Origin of the sequence: Erythrobacter litoralis (genome assembly GCF_001719165.1) — a bacterium.
GTDB classification, from domain to species: domain Bacteria; phylum Pseudomonadota; class Alphaproteobacteria; order Sphingomonadales; family Sphingomonadaceae; genus Erythrobacter; species Erythrobacter litoralis.
The window spans coordinates 1,446,587-1,461,951 of sequence record NZ_CP017057.1 but is presented as its reverse complement, the minus strand read 5'-3'; the positions used below and the strand labels follow the sequence as shown (position 1 = coordinate 1,461,951).

The window sequence follows — 15,365 nt, the reverse complement described above, 5'->3', positions numbered from 1 at the left end:
GATAAGCGCCCCGGCCGCCTACTTCTCCACAGCCGGCCCCCCGGTCACAGCAGCTTCTCGATGTCCTTGGCGATGGCCTCGGGCTTGTCCTGCGGGCCGTAGCGCTTCACCACCTTGCCATCGCGGTCGATCAGGAACTTGGTGAAGTTCCACTTGATCGAGGTAGAGCCCATCAGGCCCTTTGCCTCTTTCTTCATCCAGTCGAACAGGGGCGAGGCATCGGGGCCGTTCACGTCCACTTTCGCCATCAGCGGAAAGGAGACGCCGAAATTGACCCGGCAGAATTCCGCGATTTCGTCGGCGCTGCCGGGCTCCTGCGCGCCGAACTGGTTGCAGGGAAAGGCGAGGACTTCGAAATCGCGTTCCCTGAACTGCTGGTAGATCGCCTCGAGCCCGTCATATTGCGGGGTGAAGCCGCATTTCGACGCCGTGTTGACGACGAGCAGGACCTTGCCCTTCTTGCTGGCAAGGTCGAGCGGTTCGCCGCGATTGGTGGTGACGGTGAAATCGGCGATGGTGGTCATGGATGATCCCCTGCTTGTGAAGCGCTGACCCCTTGCTCCGCCAGCCGGAGGCCGGGTGTCAAGCGCCAACACCGCCTGCCGTCAGGTGCGGCCGGGGAAATCCGACCGCTTGCTCAGCTCCACCGCCTCGGCCGCCGAATATTCGCGGTCGCCCGCCTTTTCGATGACGTAGCGGCCGCGATCTTCCTCCGGCAGCGATACGATGTGGCGGATCATCTCGGCGAAGGTCCCGCGGCGGATCGCCTTGGCCCCGTCGAAAATGCCGTCGCCGTCATCCGCGGCGTGAAGCGCGGCGCGGTCCTGCCACGCGGTCTCGTCGCTCTTTTTAGGCGTGCCGTCATAGGTGCTGGGATGGTCTGACATGTTTGTTCCTCCTTCCCTTCACCAACAGTCAGGAGCCACTTCGGGTCCGCACCTATTCGAGATGGCCTTCCTTCAGGCGCACGACGCGGTCCATCCGGGCGGCGAGCCGTTCGTTGTGGGTCGCGACCAGTGCCGCGCTGCCTTCGCCCCGCACGAGGTCGAGGAACTGGGCCAGCACGGTGTCCGAAGTCGCCTCGTCGAGGTTGCCCGTCGGCTCGTCCGCCAGAACCAGTGTCGGTCGGTTGGCGAGCGCGCGGGCGACGGCCACGCGCTGCTGCTCGCCGCCCGAAAGCTGGCTCGGCCGGTGGGTCAGGCGGTGGCCGAGGCCGAGGCTCGAGAGCAGGCTGTCGGCGCGCTCTTCCGCCTCGGCGCGCGTAGCGCCCGCGATCATCTGCGGCATGACGACGTTCTCGCGCGCGTCGAAATCGGGCAGCAGGTGGTGGAACTGGTAGACGAAGCCGAGATGTTCGCGCCGCAGCCGGGTGCGCCCGTCGGTCGGCAGTTTCTCGGCCTGCTGCCCGGCAATGGCGATCGACCCCGAAAAGCCCCCTTCGAGCAGGCCCACCGCCTGCAACATGGTCGACTTGCCCGATCCCGACGGCCCCAGCAGCGCGACGATCTCGCCCGGCATGATGTCGAGATCGACCCCGCGCAGAACGTCGATGCGCTGGCCGCCCTGCTCGAAACTGCGCGTAAGGCCGCGCAGCGCAACGATCGGCGTGCCTTCATTGCCCCTATTCATAGCGCAGCACCTGCACCGGATCGGTGTTCGCTGCCTTGAGCGCGGGATAGAGCGTCGCAAGGAAGCTCAGCACCAGCGCGAGCGCGGTGATTGCGATGATCTCCACCGGATCGGCGCGCGCGGGCATGGTCGACAGGAACCGCACCTCCGGGTCCCACAATTCCTGGCCCGTCACGAAGGCGATGCCCTGGACGATCTGTTCGCGGAACAGCAGGACCAGCGCGCCGAGCAGCAGCCCGGCAATCGTCCCGATCGCGCCGATCGTGGTTCCGGTGGTGACGAATATCTTGAGCAGGCTGCGCCGCGTCGCGCCCATCGTGCGCATGATCGCGATGTCGCGGGTCTTGGCACGGACCAGCATGACGAGGCTCGAAAGAATGTTGAAAGCGGCGACCAAAACCATGAAACTCAGTGCAAAGCCCATCGCGGCACGCTCCACTTGCAGGGCCTCGAAGAGAGCCGCATTAATCGTTTTCCAGTCGGCGACGACGGCGCGTCCGGCGAGGCTTTCCTTCACCGGGGCAAGGATTTCGCCGACCTGGTCCGCATCCTCGACCGTGACCTCGATCATGCCGATGCTGTCCTCCATCAGCAGCAGGGTCTGCGCGGTCGGGATCGGCATGATGATGAACTTCTCGTCATAGTCGTAGACGCCCACCTCGAAGATCGCGCCGACTTCGTAGGGGACCTGCCGGATCGAAGTGCCGAACGGGGTCGAGCGGCCCTGCGGATTGATGATCGTGATCGTGTCGCCCACCCGCGCGCCGATATTCTGGGCAAGCCGCGAACCGATCGCGACCGCGCCCGCTTCGGGGCCTTCATCGCTGCGCAGGCTCGGGCCGGCATCGAAGGTGAGCGCCTCGATCTCGCCCGCGACGACCTTTTCGCCCAGCTCGTCGATATCCTCCTGCGTCTGTCCGCGTACGAGGATCGCAACGGTCCGCCCGTTGAAGCTGACCAGCAGCGGCTGTTCGATCAGCGGGCTCGCGCTCGTCACGCCGTCGGTCTCGCGCACTTCCTCGAGGACGCTTTCCCAATTGTCGAGCTTGCCCCCATAGGCCTGGACGATCGCATGGCCGTTCAGGCCCACGATCTTGTCGAGCAATTCGCCGCGAAAACCGTTCATCACGCTCATCACGATCACCAGCATGGCGACCGAGAGCATCACCACGCCGACCGAGATCCCGGCGACAAGCGCGATGAAGGCCTCGCCCTTGCCGGGCCAGAGGTAGCGCTTGGAAATCATCCATTCGAAAGGGGAAAGCATTGTGGGTGGAATATCTCGCCGGTGACTGCTGAACGCTGCCTGTAGGCGCTGGCCCTTTTTCCCGCAATGCCGCGCGGCGATGGCAGGGCAAAGCGGGACGCCCGTAGGAAAGCTGTCATGAAAAAGCAGGGCATGGGAGGGGTCCGCACCCTTGTAATCCAGCGGTAACATCGCCATTGGGGAGGCGACGGTCGGGGGGCAGCTGAGCGGGTTCGAACACCATGACCAATTCCACGCAGAAGAGCGAGGCTCCCGAACGGGTCCGGGACCGGCTAGACGCGAATCTCACTCATCCCTTCCTCGATGCGGACGGCGACAAGCTGCGCGAGGAATGCGGCGTGTTCGGCGCGATCAACGCCGCCGATGCTTCGGCTGCGACCGCATTGGGCCTCCATGCGCTCCAGCATCGCGGACAGGAAGCGGTCGGCATCACAAGCTTCGACGGGCGCGAATTCTATTCGCGCCGCGGGCTCGGCCATGTCGCGGAAAATTTCTCCTCCTCCGAAGCGATCGGCGAACTGCCCGGCCACATGGCAGCGGGGCACGTGCGCTATTCGACCACGGGCGGATCCGGCCTGAGGAACGTGCAGCCGCTCTATGCCGAACTCGCGAGCGGCGGTTTTGCGGTCGCGCATAACGGCAATTTCTCGAATTCGCAGGCCCTTCGCTCCGATCTCGTGAACAAGGGCTCGATCTTCCAGTCGACCTCCGACACCGAGGTCATCATCCACCTCGTCGCGACCAGCCGTTATCCGACCATTGCCGACCGGCTGATCGACGCACTGCGCCTCGTCGAAGGCGCCTATGCGCTGATCGTGATGACGCCCGAAGGCATGATCGCCTGCCGTGACCCGCTCGGCATCCGTCCGCTCGTGATGGGACGGATGGGGGATGCAATCCTGTTCGCTTCCGAAAGCGTCGCCTTCGACGTGGTCGGCGCGGAACTGATCCGCGAGGTCGAACCCGGCGAAATGCTCCAGGTCGGCTTCGACGGGGAAATCCGCAGCGTGCGCCCGTTCGGTTCGCCCAAGGCGCGGCCCTGCATTTTCGAACATGTCTATTTCAGCCGCCCCGACAGCTATTTCGCCGGACGCAGCGTCTACGAGGCGCGAAAGGCGATCGGCACGCAGCTTGCCATAGAGGCGCCCGCCGACGTCGATCTGGTGGTGCCCGTCCCCGACAGCGGCGTGCCCGCCGCGATCGGCTATGCCCAGCAATCGGGCCTGCCGTTCGAGCTCGGCATCATCCGTTCGCACTATGTCGGGCGCACCTTCATCCAGCCATCGGACAGCGCCCGCCATTCCGGCGTCAAGCGCAAGCACAACGCCAATCGCGGCCTTGTCGCGGGCAAGCGGATCGTGCTGATCGACGATTCCATCGTGCGCGGCACGACCAGCATGAAGATCGTCGAGATGATGCGCGAAGCGGGCGCGAGCGAAGTCCATTTCCGCGTGGCCAGCCCGCCGACGGCGCATTCGTGCTTCTATGGCGTCGATACGCCCGAACGGTCAAAATTGCTGGCGGCGCGCATGGAACTCGAACCGATGCGCGAATTCATCAAGGCCGACAGCCTCGCCTTCATATCGATCGACGGGCTGTACCGGGCGGTGGGGCAGAAGGACCGCGACAAGGCGTGCCCGCAATTCTGCGACGCGTGCTTCACCGGCGAATATCCCACCTCGCTGACCGATTTCCGCATGACCGAACAGCGCGCCGCGCAGCTTCCCTTTGCCGATCCCAAGGCGGCCTGATAGCAGCGCTCTTCCCGACGTTTCCAAGGCACAGCGAGATCCATGACCGACGCAAAACCCCTCGCGGGCAAGACCGCCCTCGTCACCGGCGCCAGCCGCGGCATCGGTGCCGCCACCGCGAAAGCGCTCGCCGAAGCGGGCGCGCATGTCATCCTCGTCTCGCGGCGGGTCAAGGCTCTGGAAGAGATCGAGGATGCGATCCATGCGATTGGCGGGACCTCGACCATCGCCCCGCTCGACCTCACAGAAGCGGACAGCGTCGCGCGCCTCGCCGGCGCCATAGGGGGGCGTTGGGACACGATAGATATTCTCGTTCTTTCAGCGGCCTACATGCCAGACCTCACACCGCTTTCGCAGGTTGATCCGAAGCAGTTCAACCAGGCGATCATGACCAATCTGGTCGCAACGCAGGCGCTGCTCGCCGCGTTCGATCCGCTCCTGCGCAAGGCCGAAGGTGCGCGCGTCATCGGCCTCACCAGCAGCGTCGGATCGGACCCGCGGCCCTACTGGGGCGCCTATGCCGCGACCAAGGCGGCCTTCGACAACCTGCTCGAAACCTACGGCGCCGAGGTCGAGAGGTTGAGCCCCGTGCGCGTTGCGGTGCTCGATCCGGGCGCGACGCGTACCGAAATGCGTGCCCGAGCCTATCCGGGCGAAGATCCCGAAACGGTCAAGCCGCCCGAAACGGTGGCGACGCGAATCGTCGAGCTCGTGCAGGAGGATTTCCCCTCGGGCCACCGCGAGAGGGTCGACTGAAGGACGCACCGGCTCGTTTCGGCAGCGTGACGGCACGGCCCGTCGCTTTCACGGGGCTCTTACCGTCTTGTTAACCAACCGCTGAAATGAGGCATTAAGTCTCATAGGTGAATGTGTTGCCTGAGACCAACCGGCAAGAGACCAAAGCTGATTGGACAAGGGATAACGCAATGCCCCTCGACACCGACCGCTACCGCGTCGTCGCGCAGGAAGATCGCTGCGGCGAGCGCACCAAGCTTACGATCCCCGCCACGCTGAGGGCGTCGGGTGGCCGCGCGTTTCAAAGCGTGGTCCACGACCTGTCGATCTCGGGCTTTTCGGCGGCCTCGATCAACCGGATGCATGAAGGCCAGGTCTGCTGGCTCACCCTGCCCGGCCTCGAATCGCTCCAGGCCGAAGTCGTGTGGTGGGACAATTGCATTGTCGGCTGCGCCTTTTCGGAGCTGCTGAGCCCGATCGTGCACGACAACATCCTGCAGCGTTACAGCAATACCGGCGTCTATCGCCCGATGGCATAAGGCGGGGCCGGCGGCCCCGCCCCGCACCTATTGCGCCGCGGCGATCCGGGTGATCAGCCGGAACCATTGCCCGCGATATTCGCTGCTCGCGCTCGGCCAGTTGCTGACGATCGCGACGACCATGTCGCGCTCGGGTACGAGCGTGATCGATTGGCCGAAAATGCCCTGCGCGCCGAAATTGCCGCCCGGATAGGTCCACCACTGGTAGCCGTAGCCGAAGCCGTTGCCAAACTCGGCCTGTGACGCGCTCGCTTCGGCGAACCAGCCTTCGGGGACGACCTGACCTCCGGAAACACCCTCACCGCCTTCGAGCACGAACTGACCCATGCGGGCATAATCGGACAGGCGCAGGCTGAGGCAGCAGCCCCCGATATTGCCGCCGCGCGGATCGGTCATCCAGAACATTCCCCCCGCGAAACCGGCCGGCTCGACGATCTTTTCCTGCGCATATTCTGCAAGCGGGAGGCCGACGGCGTTCTCGACCAGCAGGCCGATCAGGTTGGTCTCGCCCGTCTTGTAGACCCATTTCTCGCCCGGCTCGGCCTCACGCGGGAGTTCCTTCATCTGGGCGACGATCGCGTCCTCGCCATAGCGCAGGACGAATTCGTTCATCCGCGCAACGTCGCTTTGAGGGTCGGTGTAATCCTCGTTCCACGCGACCCCGCTCGTCATGGTGGCGAGCTGGCGCACGGTGACGCCGTCATAGGCCGAGCCTTCGAGGCCGGGAATGTACTGCGTCACGGGATCGTCGAGACTGGCGATGAAGCCGTCCCGGATCGCCGCGCCGAGCAGGGTCGAGGTGAAGCTCTTGGCGACCGAGAAACTGGTCCAGCGATCGTCCGGCCCGAGGCCGAGCCCGTATTCCTCGAACCGGACCCTGCCACCATCAAGCACCATGACGCCCGCAGCCGAGCTTTCTTCCATCAGTGCACGGATTTCCTCTGCAAGCGCGGCGGGCAGCGGTTCGCCGCGAGCCAGCGTGCGGGTCTTTGAGGCAGCGGGGACTTCGTGGCCCTCGAACCAGTTCTCCATCGCCCGGAAACGCGCCGAACGCTGCGCGTCGTTCCAGAACAGGACCTGCAGTTCGGACGGGTCGCGTGCGGGCGGCGTGATCCGTTCGACCTCGGCCAGCGCCGCAGGCGCGCTCGCCATCGCGTTGTCGGCGCTTCCATAGCTGCCCGTGCAGGCCGAAGTGCCGGCAAGGCATGCGGCAAGGAACGCGCCAAGCGCGCCGCGATTGATGGTCATGTCTTTCATCCCCTCTCTTATTCCCCGATCAGCGTCACCTGGTGCACATCGATCGTGCCGGCGCGAAAGCCGCCCTCGCAATAGGCGAGGTAATAGCGCCACAGCCGCACAAAGCGATCGTCGAACCCGCTCGGCAGGCGGTTTTCCGCGACCGCAGCATCGAAACGCTTGAGCCAGGCCTTCAGAGTGCGCGCATAATCCTGCCCGAAATCGGCCTGGTCGTGCCATGCAAGCCCGCGCTCAGCGGCAAGGCGGCGAAATTCGCTTCGCTTGATGAGCAGGCCGCCCGGAAAGACATAGGCCTGAATGAAATCGGCGCTTTGCGCATAGGTTTCGAACAGGTCGTCGGCCATGGAGATGAACTGGATCGCGGCACGCCCGCCTGGCCGCAGGCAGCGCGCGATGCAGTCGAGAAATTCGCTCCAGTATTCGCGGCCCAGCGCCTCGACCATCTCGACGCTGACGATGGCGTCATACTGCCCTGTGACGTCACGATAATCCTGCAGCCGAAAGTCGATGGCGTCATCGCGGCAAGCCTGCGCCCAGTCGAGCTGTTCGCGGCTGAGGCTGATCGCCGTCACCGCGACTCCGCCGGCTGCGAGACGGTGGGCGAGGCCGCCCCAGCCGCAACCGATCTCGAGCACGCGGGCAGGCTTTCCCAGGCGTGCGGCGATGGCATCCATCTTGCGCGCCTGCGCCTCGACGAGAGAGTCCGCGCCGCTTTCCTCATCGACATCGAGCGCGCTTGAATAGGTCATGCCGGGATCGAGCCATGCGGCGTAGAAATCATTGCCGATATCGTAATGCGCGGAAATGTTGCGCGCCGCGCCCGCGCGGCTGTTGCGGTTGAGCCGGTGGGCGGCCATTGCGAGCAGGCGAAAGGGCCCGGACGAACGCGCCGTATCGCCCAAACTGCGGGCATTGGCCGAGAACAGGGCAAACAGAGCGACCATGTCGCTCGCTTCCCACTCGCCAGCTTCGTAGGCGCGGTACCAGCCGATCGAACCCTGCGTCGCCAGCCTTACGAGGGCGCGCCAGTCCTTGAGCCGCACTTCGACCTCGAAACCGGGCGCGTGGCCGCCCAGCAGGCGGGTCGTCCCGTCGGGAAGGTATGCGCGCAGCGAACCGGCCCGAAGCCCGGCGTCGATCCGGTCGAGAATGGTGCGAAAGGCAGGCGCCAGCAGGCGGGCGAAAAGGGGCGAGGCCAATAGCGAGGGCGACGGCGCAAAGCGCGCTCCGCCGGCCAGAAGCCGTTCTCCCCTGATCTCTCCCGCCTTCATGCGGGCCTACATAGGCTCGCCCCGCAGCCGGGAGCAAGCCGGGGCATGTCCCAATCGTCCCGCCACATTTGGCCAGCCCGATCCCACAGGCCGATTTCACAGGCCGATCCGACCGGCCTATTCGCCTTTCATCGCCTTGTAGGCCGACATGGCGCGTTCGCGACCTGCCTTGTGCGCGATGATCTTGCGCGGATAGCCCTTCGGCCGGCAGCCATGCGCTTCGGGGTCGTGGATATGGGGCGCATCGAGCCCCGAAAGCTCGGGCACGTAACGGCGGATATAGCCTGCAGCATCGAACTTCTCGCTCTGGGTGAGCGGGGCCATGATGCGCACGAACATGTTGGAATCAACGCCCGTCCCCGAATTCCATTGCCAGTTGACCGAGTTCGAGCCGTAATCGGCATCGACGAGGCAGTCCCAGAACCACTTTTCGCCTTCGCGCCAGTCGATCAGGAGGTGTTTGATGAGAAAGCTCGCGGTGATCATGCGCACGCGGTTGTGCATCCAGCCGGTCTCGTAGAGCTGGCGCATCCCGGCATCGACGATCGGATAGCCGGTCATGCCCTTCTGCCATGCCTCGAGATCGCGCGCGGCGTTTTCGTCGCCGGATGGGTCGCGCCATTGGAGCGCGTCGTAATCCTCGCGGTAATTGCGGCTGCCATAGCCGGGAAACTGGCAGATGACGTTCTGTGCGTAATCACGCCAGACCAGCTCGCTTTCATAGCTCTGCCAGCCTTCGGAGCGGTGGTGCTTGAGCGCGTGCCAGATCTGCACCGGGGTGATCTCGCCATGGTGCAGGTGGGGCGACAGGCGCGAGGAGCCGTCGACGCTCGGCAGATTGCGCTTCGCCTCGTAATCGCCGACATCCGCGTCCCATTCGGCGAGCCGATGGTGCGCGGCCTTCTCGCCCACGTCCCAGAAGGCGGCGATCCCGCCGGACCAGTCGGGCTTCGTCGGCAGCAGGTCCCAATCCGCGAGATCGTCGCTTTCCGGCCATTCATCAGGCGAGGACAGCGTCTTCGGTTCCGGCACCGCGTCGCGCGGTGGGAATTGTGCGCGCATCGCTTTGTAGAAAGGCGTGTAGATCTTGTAAGGCTCACCCGACCCGGTCGTCACGTGGCCCGCCGGGAAGAGATAATTGCCGTCGTGCAGCGTCAGGTCGAGCTTTTCGGACAGGGTGCCCTGCGCCTTTCTCCACCATGGTTCGTAATGGCGATTGGCATGGACCGTCCGCGTGCCGAGTTCGCCGGCCAGCTTGCACAATTCCTCCACCGCATCGCCGCGCCGCAGCACGATCCGGGCATTGCGCCGGCCGAAGCTCTTCGACAGGCTTTCGAGCGAGCGGTGGAGCCACCAGCGCGACGCACCGCCCATGGCATGGTGGCCCGCTGCGGCATCGTCGAGCACGTAGACCGCGCAGACGGGGCCCAGCTTTGCGGCTTCGTGAAGGGCGGGGTTGTCGGCCATGCGCAAATCGCGCCGCAGCCATACGATCTGAACGTCACTCATGCCGGCAAAAGCGCATCAGGGCGCGTCCAGTTCCTCACATTTGTGTGCCGGAAGGGCGACGCTGAAACGGTCGCGAGCGCGCGGATCGTAGAAGCGTGCATCGCGCAGGATGACCGACCCGTCCTCCGCCTTTTCGGCGAAGGGCGCGCGCGACCAAGACAGAAAGGCGCGCGCTTCGTCCGAAGCCTCCGCGGCATTGGCGGGCAGGCGGCAGATCGTCGCAAGCGGGGCGTGATAGCCATTGCCGAAAGGCTTGCCCTCCCATTCGGTCGAATACCAGCGCCCGTCCTCGGTCCGGATGATCCGCTCGCGTTCCCAGAAGAACAGCGGCACGGGCGAGGCGATCGCGATCTCGGGCTCGGGGTCATAAAGCATCGACTTGTGATAGGCGGCATAGTCCGAGATCAGCCCGTTGAAGGCGACATAAAGCAGCGTCACGCCAAGCGCGGTCTGCGCGATGAGTTCGCCCCTGCCCGGCCCTTCGCGCTTTTCCCGCCGCAGCGAACGCCACAGCGAGAAACCGAGCAGCGCCCACAGCCAGACATCGATGATGAACAGAGTGTCGCCATAGAACCACGCGGAGGAAAACGGCTCGAAGATACGGATGCCGTAGACATTGAGCCAGTCGAGCGCGGGATGGGTCAGGCAGCCGATCAGCGAGAGCCAGTAAAGCCATGCGAAATCGATCGGCGCGCGCGCCTCGGGCCGCTTGCCGCGATTGTCCTGCCAGCGATCGAAGCCCCACAGGACGGCGGCAAGGAGGAGCGGCAGCACCATCCATGCGATCGGGCCATGAGTGATCCCGCGGCGAAAGCCGAGATGCTCCGCCCCGTCGAGCCAGAAGAAACATGCCGCGTCGATATCGGGCAGGTTCGCGCCGATCACCAGTGCCGGCATGGCAAGCCCGGTGCGGCGCTTCAGCCCCGCCTGCCCGACCAGTGCCCCGACGAGGCTGTGGGTAAGATTGTCCATGTCCCCCTCGCCCCTCGCGCCCTATCGCCGGGCCTCGAAATCGCCGCGCGACAGCGGCGTCGCGGCGGTCGTCCCGGCGAGATAACCGCCCAGCACCGTGAAGGGCGTCGCCAGCCAGTCGGCGAAAGCAAGGATGCTGAGAAGCATCAAGAGCAGCCCGAAAACCAGCTTGGACAGGGCAAGTGCAACGACGATCCGGCGCTTCACACCCGCCGGCGCATCGGGCGGATCGAAGCGCCGCTCAACCGCCCCGCGCGAGGCGAAGCCGGCAATCGCGCCCACCGCGATGCCGAAGATCGCTGTCTGGACCTGGTTCGCGAACGGCAGGAAATAGGCGACGAACATCGCGCTGGGCGCGAAAAGCAGCGGCAGCCGCGTTCGTGTCCGGACCGAATATTTCATTGCCTCGCGTATCTACCTCGCTTGATTCTGGCCGCCTTGCGCGATTGGGCGCGATTGGCCAGTGGAAATGCGCCTTGCCCCGGCCTATCAGCCTTGGCCGAAACAGGGAGAGAAAACACCATGAACGATGCCGCCCCCTTCGTCAGACCCGACATGCGCGCCTTTCTCGATGCGCTCGCCGCGATGGAGGGACCGGCGATCGCCGACATGACTCTCGAAGAGGCGCGTGCCAGCTACGTGGCCCTTCATGCCATGGCAGACAAGCCCGCGCGCGAACTTGCCGTCATCCGCGACCTTTCCTGCCCCGGCCCGGCGGGGGACATTCCGCTCCGGCTCTACGATGCTCGCGAAAGGCGCGAGGCCGGCCCGTTGGTGACTTTCTTCCATGGCGGCGGCTTCGTCATCGGCGATCTTGAAACGCATCACGCGCTTTGCACCGAGCTTGCCCACCTGCTCGACCTGCCGGTGGTCGCGACGCATTATCGCCGCGCTCCCGAAGCCCCCTTCCCCGCCGCGATCGACGATTGCGAAGCGGCGGCGCGCTGGATCGCGGGCAGTCCCGGCGCGCTGGGCCGCGAGGCGACGGGGCTTGTCACGATCGGCGACAGCGCCGGGGGCACGGCGACCATCGCGGTCGGGCAATTGCTCTCCGCGAACCCTGCCGATGTGCCGGTGGTCCTTCAGGTCCCGCTGTTCCCGCTCGCGGCCGACGCAATGGGTTCGGCGAGCCTCGATGCCTTCGCCGACGGGTTCGTCCTGACCAAGGCCGCGGTCCAATTCTTCGATGCCGCCTATCAGGGCGACCGCACGGACCCGCGCGCCTTTCCGATCCTTGGCGACCATGCGAGCGCGCCGCCGACAGTCATCGTGACCGCGGGCCTCGATCCGATCCGCGATTCGGGCCGCGATTACGCCAAGGCGCTGGCCGAGGCGGGCCGATCCCACGTCTTCCTCGAAATCGAAGGCGTCACCCACAGCTTCACCAATCTGCGACAGGCCGTGCCCAGCACTCAGGCCGACCTCGAACGGGTTGTCGCAGCGATGCAATTCATGCTCGGAGCCTGAGCCAAGATGACCACTTCTCCCGGCGACCTGCCCTATCGCCCCTGCGCGGGCTTCATGCTGCTCAATGAAGAGAACCGCGTATTTGTCGGCCAGCGGATCGAAAAACGCGCCCACGGCACGTGGCAGATGCCGCAGGGCGGGATCGATCCGGGCGAGGACAAGCAGTCCGCCGCGCTGCGCGAACTGGGAGAGGAGACCGGGATCACGCCCGACCTGGTCGAAATCATCACCCCCGCTTCGAAACCGCTGCGCTACGACCTTCCGCCCGAACTGCTCGGCAAGGTGTGGAAGGGCAAATATCGCGGGCAGGAGCAGCACTGGTTCCTTGGCCGCTTCCTGGGCAGCGAGGGCGACATCGATCTCGAAGCGCACGACCCGCCCGAATTCAACGCCTATCGCTGGATCGAACCGGAGCAGCTTCCCGAGCTCATCATCCCGTTCAAGCGGCAGGTCTATCGCGAGATCCTGGGGGAATTCCGCGATCACCTACCCCGCTAGAAACGGCCGATACTAGAACCGGAAGGTGATCCGTTCGCGATCGTCCTTGGCGCGTGCCGCCCTGAAGCTCTCCATGGACTCGACCCGATCGAACCACCTGCCGATATTGGGATAGCCCAATTCGAACGCACCTTTGTCGCGCGCGGCGAACATCGGATAGACAAGCGTGATGTCGGCGGCGGTCAGGTTGTCGCCGCCGAAGAAGGGCTTTTCAGCGAGATCCTTCTCCATCTGGCCGAACAGCGCATCGAGCCGCGGATTGACGAACAGCTTGCGCACCTGGCCGAAGATCGCCTTGAGAAGCGCGCTGATCGGCCAGGGTGTGCGGGTTTCAAGCAGGGTGAGGACCATCGAGACCATCTGGGTCGACATCAGCGAACCCTGCGCCGCGTGGAACCAGAACAGGTGCCGCGCACGGTCCACGCTGCCGGGTGCGGGGCGAAGCGCGCTGTCGGGATATGCGTCGAGAATGTAGTCGATGATGGCGTTGCTTTCGGCCAGAACAAGATCGCCATCGGTCACGACCGGCGCGGTGCCGAGCGGAGACAAGGCCTTGTAATCATCGGGCGCAAGATTGCTCTCGGGATCGCGCCTATAGCTTTTCAGCTGATAGTATGCGCCCAGTTCCTCGAGCAGCCAGAGGATGCGAAAGCTCTGCGAATATTCGAGATGGTGCAGCGTCAGCATGGCAATGCCCGGCAAGCGGATCGTCAGTTGGCGGCCGCGGTGCCTTCGCCTGTGTCCACTGCAAGCCGCTGTCCGGCGGGCGGATTGGCGCCTGTCGCAATGGTCGAACGCAGCGCGACCGTTTCGGGGCAGCTGTCGCCGCACATGCTCTGCAGCCGGGCGAGATTGCGCTTGGCCTTCTCGATCGCGCCCTTTTCGACAAGCGCCGCGCCCTCGCCCGAAATGGCGGCGAAATTGTCGGGATCGCGGGCCAATGCCTCGCGGTAATAACGGATCGCCTTGCCCTGAAGGCCGTTCTGGCGCGCGGCTTCGGCAAGATGGACGAAAATCGGGGTATAGGCAGGGTCGACCGCCAGCGCCGCTTCGAACGCATCGATCGCGCCCTGCGTGTCACCTGCGGCGAGCGAAGCCTCGCCCTGCTGGATCAGCGTCTCTGCCCGCACATCCGGTGCCTTGTCCCCTGCGCTCGTCACGCTTGCCGTGGTGGCGAGAAACAGCGAGAGGGCGGCGGCAGCGGGCGCAAAACGCATGAACAGCTCCTTGATTGCAGCAGGCCAGGATCGGGCAGGCTCAGCCATAAGGCATAGGGCTAACACGCCGAGCCGCAATTGGCGACAAAAAACCCGTCTGTGCCGTGATGGAACGGGTCGAGCCGGGTGCCCTCCGCGCGCGGTGTTCCGAGCGGAAGGTTAACGGCGCGCGGCTCGAAGCCTTCATGGCGGGCGAGAAATCCATCGATGCGCTTTGATCCTTCCTCGTCCAGCAACGAACAGGTAACGAAGACGATCCTCCCGCCCGGACGAACGAGCTGGGCCGCGACGTCGAGCAGGCGATCCTGCAGCGCGGCGTATTTCTCCAGCGCGCGCGGGGTCAGCCGCCATTTCGCCTCGGGCTTGCGGCGCCAGGTGCCGGTGCCCGAACAGGGCGCATCGACGAGCACGAGGTCGGCCTTGCCCGCGACATCCGCCAGCGCCTCGATCTCGCGGCCCGGATCGAGCAGCAGCGGTTCGATGAGCCCGGCCCCTGCCCGCCCGGCGCGGGGGGCGAGGTTTCCGAGCCGACGCTTGTCGGTGTCGCAGGCGATGAGGCGGCCCGAATTCTCCATCGCGGCGGCAAGCGCCAGCGACTTGCCCCCCGCGCCCGCGCAAAGGTCGATCACCGTCTCACCCGGCCGGACGCCGGCGGCAAGGCAGGCGAGCTGGCTGCCATGGTCCTGCACTTCGACCAAGCCCTCGCGGTAGGCGTCCCATTCCTCGACCCGCGTGCCCGGCGAAAAGCGCAGGCCCTGCGGTGCGGCGAGATGCTCGCCCGGTTCAGGCAGGTCGATCGCGCCTCGATCCGCCTTGAGCGAGTTGACCCGCACATCGAGCGGCGCGCGCCCCATCAGCGCCTGCGCCGCCTCGCCCCTAACGCCCGACCGCGCCAGCGCCGCGACCAGCCAGTCGGGTGCGAGGCCCGGTTTCGCCTCGATGGCCCCTGCTTCGATCGGCGCGGGACCGTGCGGCGAACCATCGAACAAATCGAGCACATGGTGATTGGCAGGCTCGGCCCGGCCAAAGGCGAGCATCGCATCGCGGCCATTGCCCGGCACCGGCCCGATCGCGCGGATCACGGAATAGACCAGCTCGCGCACCGCGCGGCGATCCTTCGACCCGGCATAACGGCGAGCGCGGAAATATTCGGCGACGATGCGGTCGGCAGGCGCACCCTCGCCCTTCGCCGCCTCGATCACCGCATCGAGCACCTCGATCGCGGCCTGAACGCGCGCGGCGGGTGTCATGGA

The 15,365-nt window shown here is 65.4% G+C and carries 17 protein-coding genes; 5 read left to right on the top strand and 12 right to left on the bottom strand.

Annotated elements, in window-relative coordinates:
• Positions 1-44: 44 nt before the first annotated feature.
• The 4 genes from Ga0102493_RS06955 to Ga0102493_RS06940 form a co-directional block, all read right to left on the bottom strand.
• Positions 45-524: a glutathione peroxidase gene (locus Ga0102493_RS06955; protein ID WP_034904770.1), complete on the bottom strand. Its 480-nt coding sequence runs from the start codon at positions 522-524 to the stop codon at positions 45-47.
• Between the two features lie 81 nt (positions 525-605).
• Positions 606-887: a hypothetical protein gene (locus tag Ga0102493_RS06950; protein WP_034904771.1), complete on the bottom strand. Its 282-nt coding sequence runs from the start codon at positions 885-887 to the stop codon at positions 606-608.
• Positions 888-939: 52 nt separating this feature from the next.
• Positions 940-1,629, bottom strand: coding sequence for an ABC transporter ATP-binding protein (locus tag Ga0102493_RS06945; protein ID WP_034904772.1), 690 nt, complete (start codon positions 1,627-1,629; stop codon positions 940-942).
• A complete protein-coding gene (locus tag Ga0102493_RS06940) occupies positions 1,622-2,896 on the bottom strand; it encodes a lipoprotein-releasing ABC transporter permease subunit (RefSeq protein WP_034904773.1) in 1,275 nt (424 codons plus the stop codon). Before Ga0102493_RS06940 ends, Ga0102493_RS06945 begins: the two co-directional genes overlap by 8 nt.
• A gap of 221 nt (positions 2,897-3,117) precedes the next feature.
• Here Ga0102493_RS06940 and purF point away from each other — a divergent pair, with 221 nt between their 5' ends.
• The 3 genes from purF to Ga0102493_RS06925 all read left to right on the top strand — a co-directional run bounded on the left by purF (position 3,118) and on the right by Ga0102493_RS06925 (position 5,921).
• Positions 3,118-4,647 (top strand): amidophosphoribosyltransferase, encoded by a 1,530-nt coding sequence (gene purF, locus Ga0102493_RS06935; RefSeq protein ID WP_051698139.1) that lies wholly within the window; start codon positions 3,118-3,120, stop codon positions 4,645-4,647.
• A 42-nt stretch (positions 4,648-4,689) separates the two neighbouring features.
• Positions 4,690-5,403 carry an SDR family NAD(P)-dependent oxidoreductase gene (locus tag Ga0102493_RS06930; protein WP_034904775.1) on the top strand — a complete coding sequence of 238 codons (714 nt, stop codon included), beginning with the start codon at positions 4,690-4,692 and terminating at the stop codon, positions 5,401-5,403.
• A 170-nt stretch (positions 5,404-5,573) separates the two neighbouring features.
• A complete protein-coding gene (locus Ga0102493_RS06925; protein WP_034904777.1) occupies positions 5,574-5,921 on the top strand; it encodes a PilZ domain-containing protein in 348 nt (115 codons plus the stop codon).
• Between the two features lie 27 nt (positions 5,922-5,948).
• Here the strand turns inward: Ga0102493_RS06925 and Ga0102493_RS06920 are convergent, their stop codons facing one another.
• From Ga0102493_RS06920 to Ga0102493_RS06900, 5 genes are all read right to left on the bottom strand, one after another.
• A complete protein-coding gene (locus Ga0102493_RS06920) occupies positions 5,949-7,169 on the bottom strand; it encodes a serine hydrolase domain-containing protein (protein WP_330658986.1) in 1,221 nt (406 codons plus the stop codon).
• A gap of 17 nt (positions 7,170-7,186) precedes the next feature.
• Positions 7,187-8,449: an SAM-dependent methyltransferase gene (locus Ga0102493_RS06915; protein WP_034904780.1), complete on the bottom strand. Its 1,263-nt coding sequence runs from the start codon at positions 8,447-8,449 to the stop codon at positions 7,187-7,189.
• 117 nt (positions 8,450-8,566) lie between these two features.
• On the bottom strand, positions 8,567-9,958 hold the full coding sequence (locus Ga0102493_RS06910; RefSeq protein WP_034904783.1) for a cryptochrome/photolyase family protein: 1,392 nt from the start codon (positions 9,956-9,958) through the stop codon (positions 8,567-8,569).
• Positions 9,959-9,973: 15 nt separating this feature from the next.
• On the bottom strand, positions 9,974-10,930 hold the full coding sequence (locus Ga0102493_RS06905) for a metal-dependent hydrolase (RefSeq protein ID WP_034904785.1): 957 nt from the start codon (positions 10,928-10,930) through the stop codon (positions 9,974-9,976).
• 21 nt (positions 10,931-10,951) lie between these two features.
• The gene (locus Ga0102493_RS06900) at positions 10,952-11,332 is read right to left on the bottom strand and encodes a hypothetical protein (RefSeq protein ID WP_034904787.1); all 381 of its coding nucleotides are present in this window, start codon (positions 11,330-11,332) and stop codon (positions 10,952-10,954) included.
• A 120-nt stretch (positions 11,333-11,452) separates the two neighbouring features.
• Between Ga0102493_RS06900 and Ga0102493_RS06895 the strand changes: the two genes are divergently transcribed.
• Together Ga0102493_RS06895 and Ga0102493_RS06890 are read left to right on the top strand one after the other, a co-directional pair.
• Entirely contained in the window at positions 11,453-12,397 is a 945-nt protein-coding gene (locus Ga0102493_RS06895; RefSeq protein WP_034904790.1) for an alpha/beta hydrolase, read from the top strand.
• A 6-nt stretch (positions 12,398-12,403) separates the two neighbouring features.
• A complete protein-coding gene (locus Ga0102493_RS06890) occupies positions 12,404-12,895 on the top strand; it encodes an RNA pyrophosphohydrolase (RefSeq protein WP_034904792.1) in 492 nt (163 codons plus the stop codon).
• A 12-nt stretch (positions 12,896-12,907) separates the two neighbouring features.
• Here Ga0102493_RS06890 and Ga0102493_RS06885 read toward each other — a convergent pair whose 3' ends face one another.
• Genes Ga0102493_RS06885 through Ga0102493_RS06875 form a run of 3 tightly spaced genes read right to left on the bottom strand, consistent with a single transcriptional unit; the run spans position 12,908 to position 15,362 of the window.
• Complete coding sequence (locus Ga0102493_RS06885) at positions 12,908-13,582, bottom strand: glutathione S-transferase family protein (protein ID WP_034904794.1); 675 nt, start codon at positions 13,580-13,582, stop codon at positions 12,908-12,910.
• A 23-nt stretch (positions 13,583-13,605) separates the two neighbouring features.
• The gene (locus Ga0102493_RS06880; protein WP_051698194.1) at positions 13,606-14,112 is read right to left on the bottom strand and encodes a tetratricopeptide repeat protein; all 507 of its coding nucleotides are present in this window, start codon (positions 14,110-14,112) and stop codon (positions 13,606-13,608) included.
• A 59-nt stretch (positions 14,113-14,171) separates the two neighbouring features.
• Positions 14,172-15,362 carry an RsmB/NOP family class I SAM-dependent RNA methyltransferase gene (locus tag Ga0102493_RS06875; RefSeq protein ID WP_034904799.1) on the bottom strand — a complete coding sequence of 397 codons (1,191 nt, stop codon included), beginning with the start codon at positions 15,360-15,362 and terminating at the stop codon, positions 14,172-14,174.
• Positions 15,363-15,365 lie beyond the last annotated feature (3 nt).

Coding starts and splice junctions, on each gene's coding strand:
- Ga0102493_RS06955 (WP_034904770.1), bottom strand. CDS start 524: ATGACCACCATCGCCGATTTCACCGTCACCACCAATCGCGGCGAACCG.
- Ga0102493_RS06950 (WP_034904771.1), bottom strand. CDS start 887: ATGTCAGACCATCCCAGCACCTATGACGGCACGCCTAAAAAGAGCGAC.
- Ga0102493_RS06945 (WP_034904772.1), bottom strand. CDS start 1,629: ATGAATAGGGGCAATGAAGGCACGCCGATCGTTGCGCTGCGCGGCCTT.
- Ga0102493_RS06940 (WP_034904773.1), bottom strand. CDS start 2,896: ATGCTTTCCCCTTTCGAATGGATGATTTCCAAGCGCTACCTCTGGCCC.
- purF (WP_051698139.1), top strand. CDS start 3,118: ATGACCAATTCCACGCAGAAGAGCGAGGCTCCCGAACGGGTCCGGGAC.
- Ga0102493_RS06930 (WP_034904775.1), top strand. CDS start 4,690: ATGACCGACGCAAAACCCCTCGCGGGCAAGACCGCCCTCGTCACCGGC.
- Ga0102493_RS06925 (WP_034904777.1), top strand. CDS start 5,574: ATGCCCCTCGACACCGACCGCTACCGCGTCGTCGCGCAGGAAGATCGC.
- Ga0102493_RS06920 (WP_330658986.1), bottom strand. CDS start 7,169: ATGACCATCAATCGCGGCGCGCTTGGCGCGTTCCTTGCCGCATGCCTT.
- Ga0102493_RS06915 (WP_034904780.1), bottom strand. CDS start 8,449: ATGAAGGCGGGAGAGATCAGGGGAGAACGGCTTCTGGCCGGCGGAGCG.
- Ga0102493_RS06910 (WP_034904783.1), bottom strand. CDS start 9,958: ATGAGTGACGTTCAGATCGTATGGCTGCGGCGCGATTTGCGCATGGCC.
- Ga0102493_RS06905 (WP_034904785.1), bottom strand. CDS start 10,930: ATGGACAATCTTACCCACAGCCTCGTCGGGGCACTGGTCGGGCAGGCG.
- Ga0102493_RS06900 (WP_034904787.1), bottom strand. CDS start 11,332: ATGAAATATTCGGTCCGGACACGAACGCGGCTGCCGCTGCTTTTCGCG.
- Ga0102493_RS06895 (WP_034904790.1), top strand. CDS start 11,453: ATGAACGATGCCGCCCCCTTCGTCAGACCCGACATGCGCGCCTTTCTC.
- Ga0102493_RS06890 (WP_034904792.1), top strand. CDS start 12,404: ATGACCACTTCTCCCGGCGACCTGCCCTATCGCCCCTGCGCGGGCTTC.
- Ga0102493_RS06885 (WP_034904794.1), bottom strand. CDS start 13,582: ATGCTGACGCTGCACCATCTCGAATATTCGCAGAGCTTTCGCATCCTC.
- Ga0102493_RS06880 (WP_051698194.1), bottom strand. CDS start 14,112: ATGCGTTTTGCGCCCGCTGCCGCCGCCCTCTCGCTGTTTCTCGCCACC.
- Ga0102493_RS06875 (WP_034904799.1), bottom strand. CDS start 15,362: ATGACACCCGCCGCGCGCGTTCAGGCCGCGATCGAGGTGCTCGATGCG.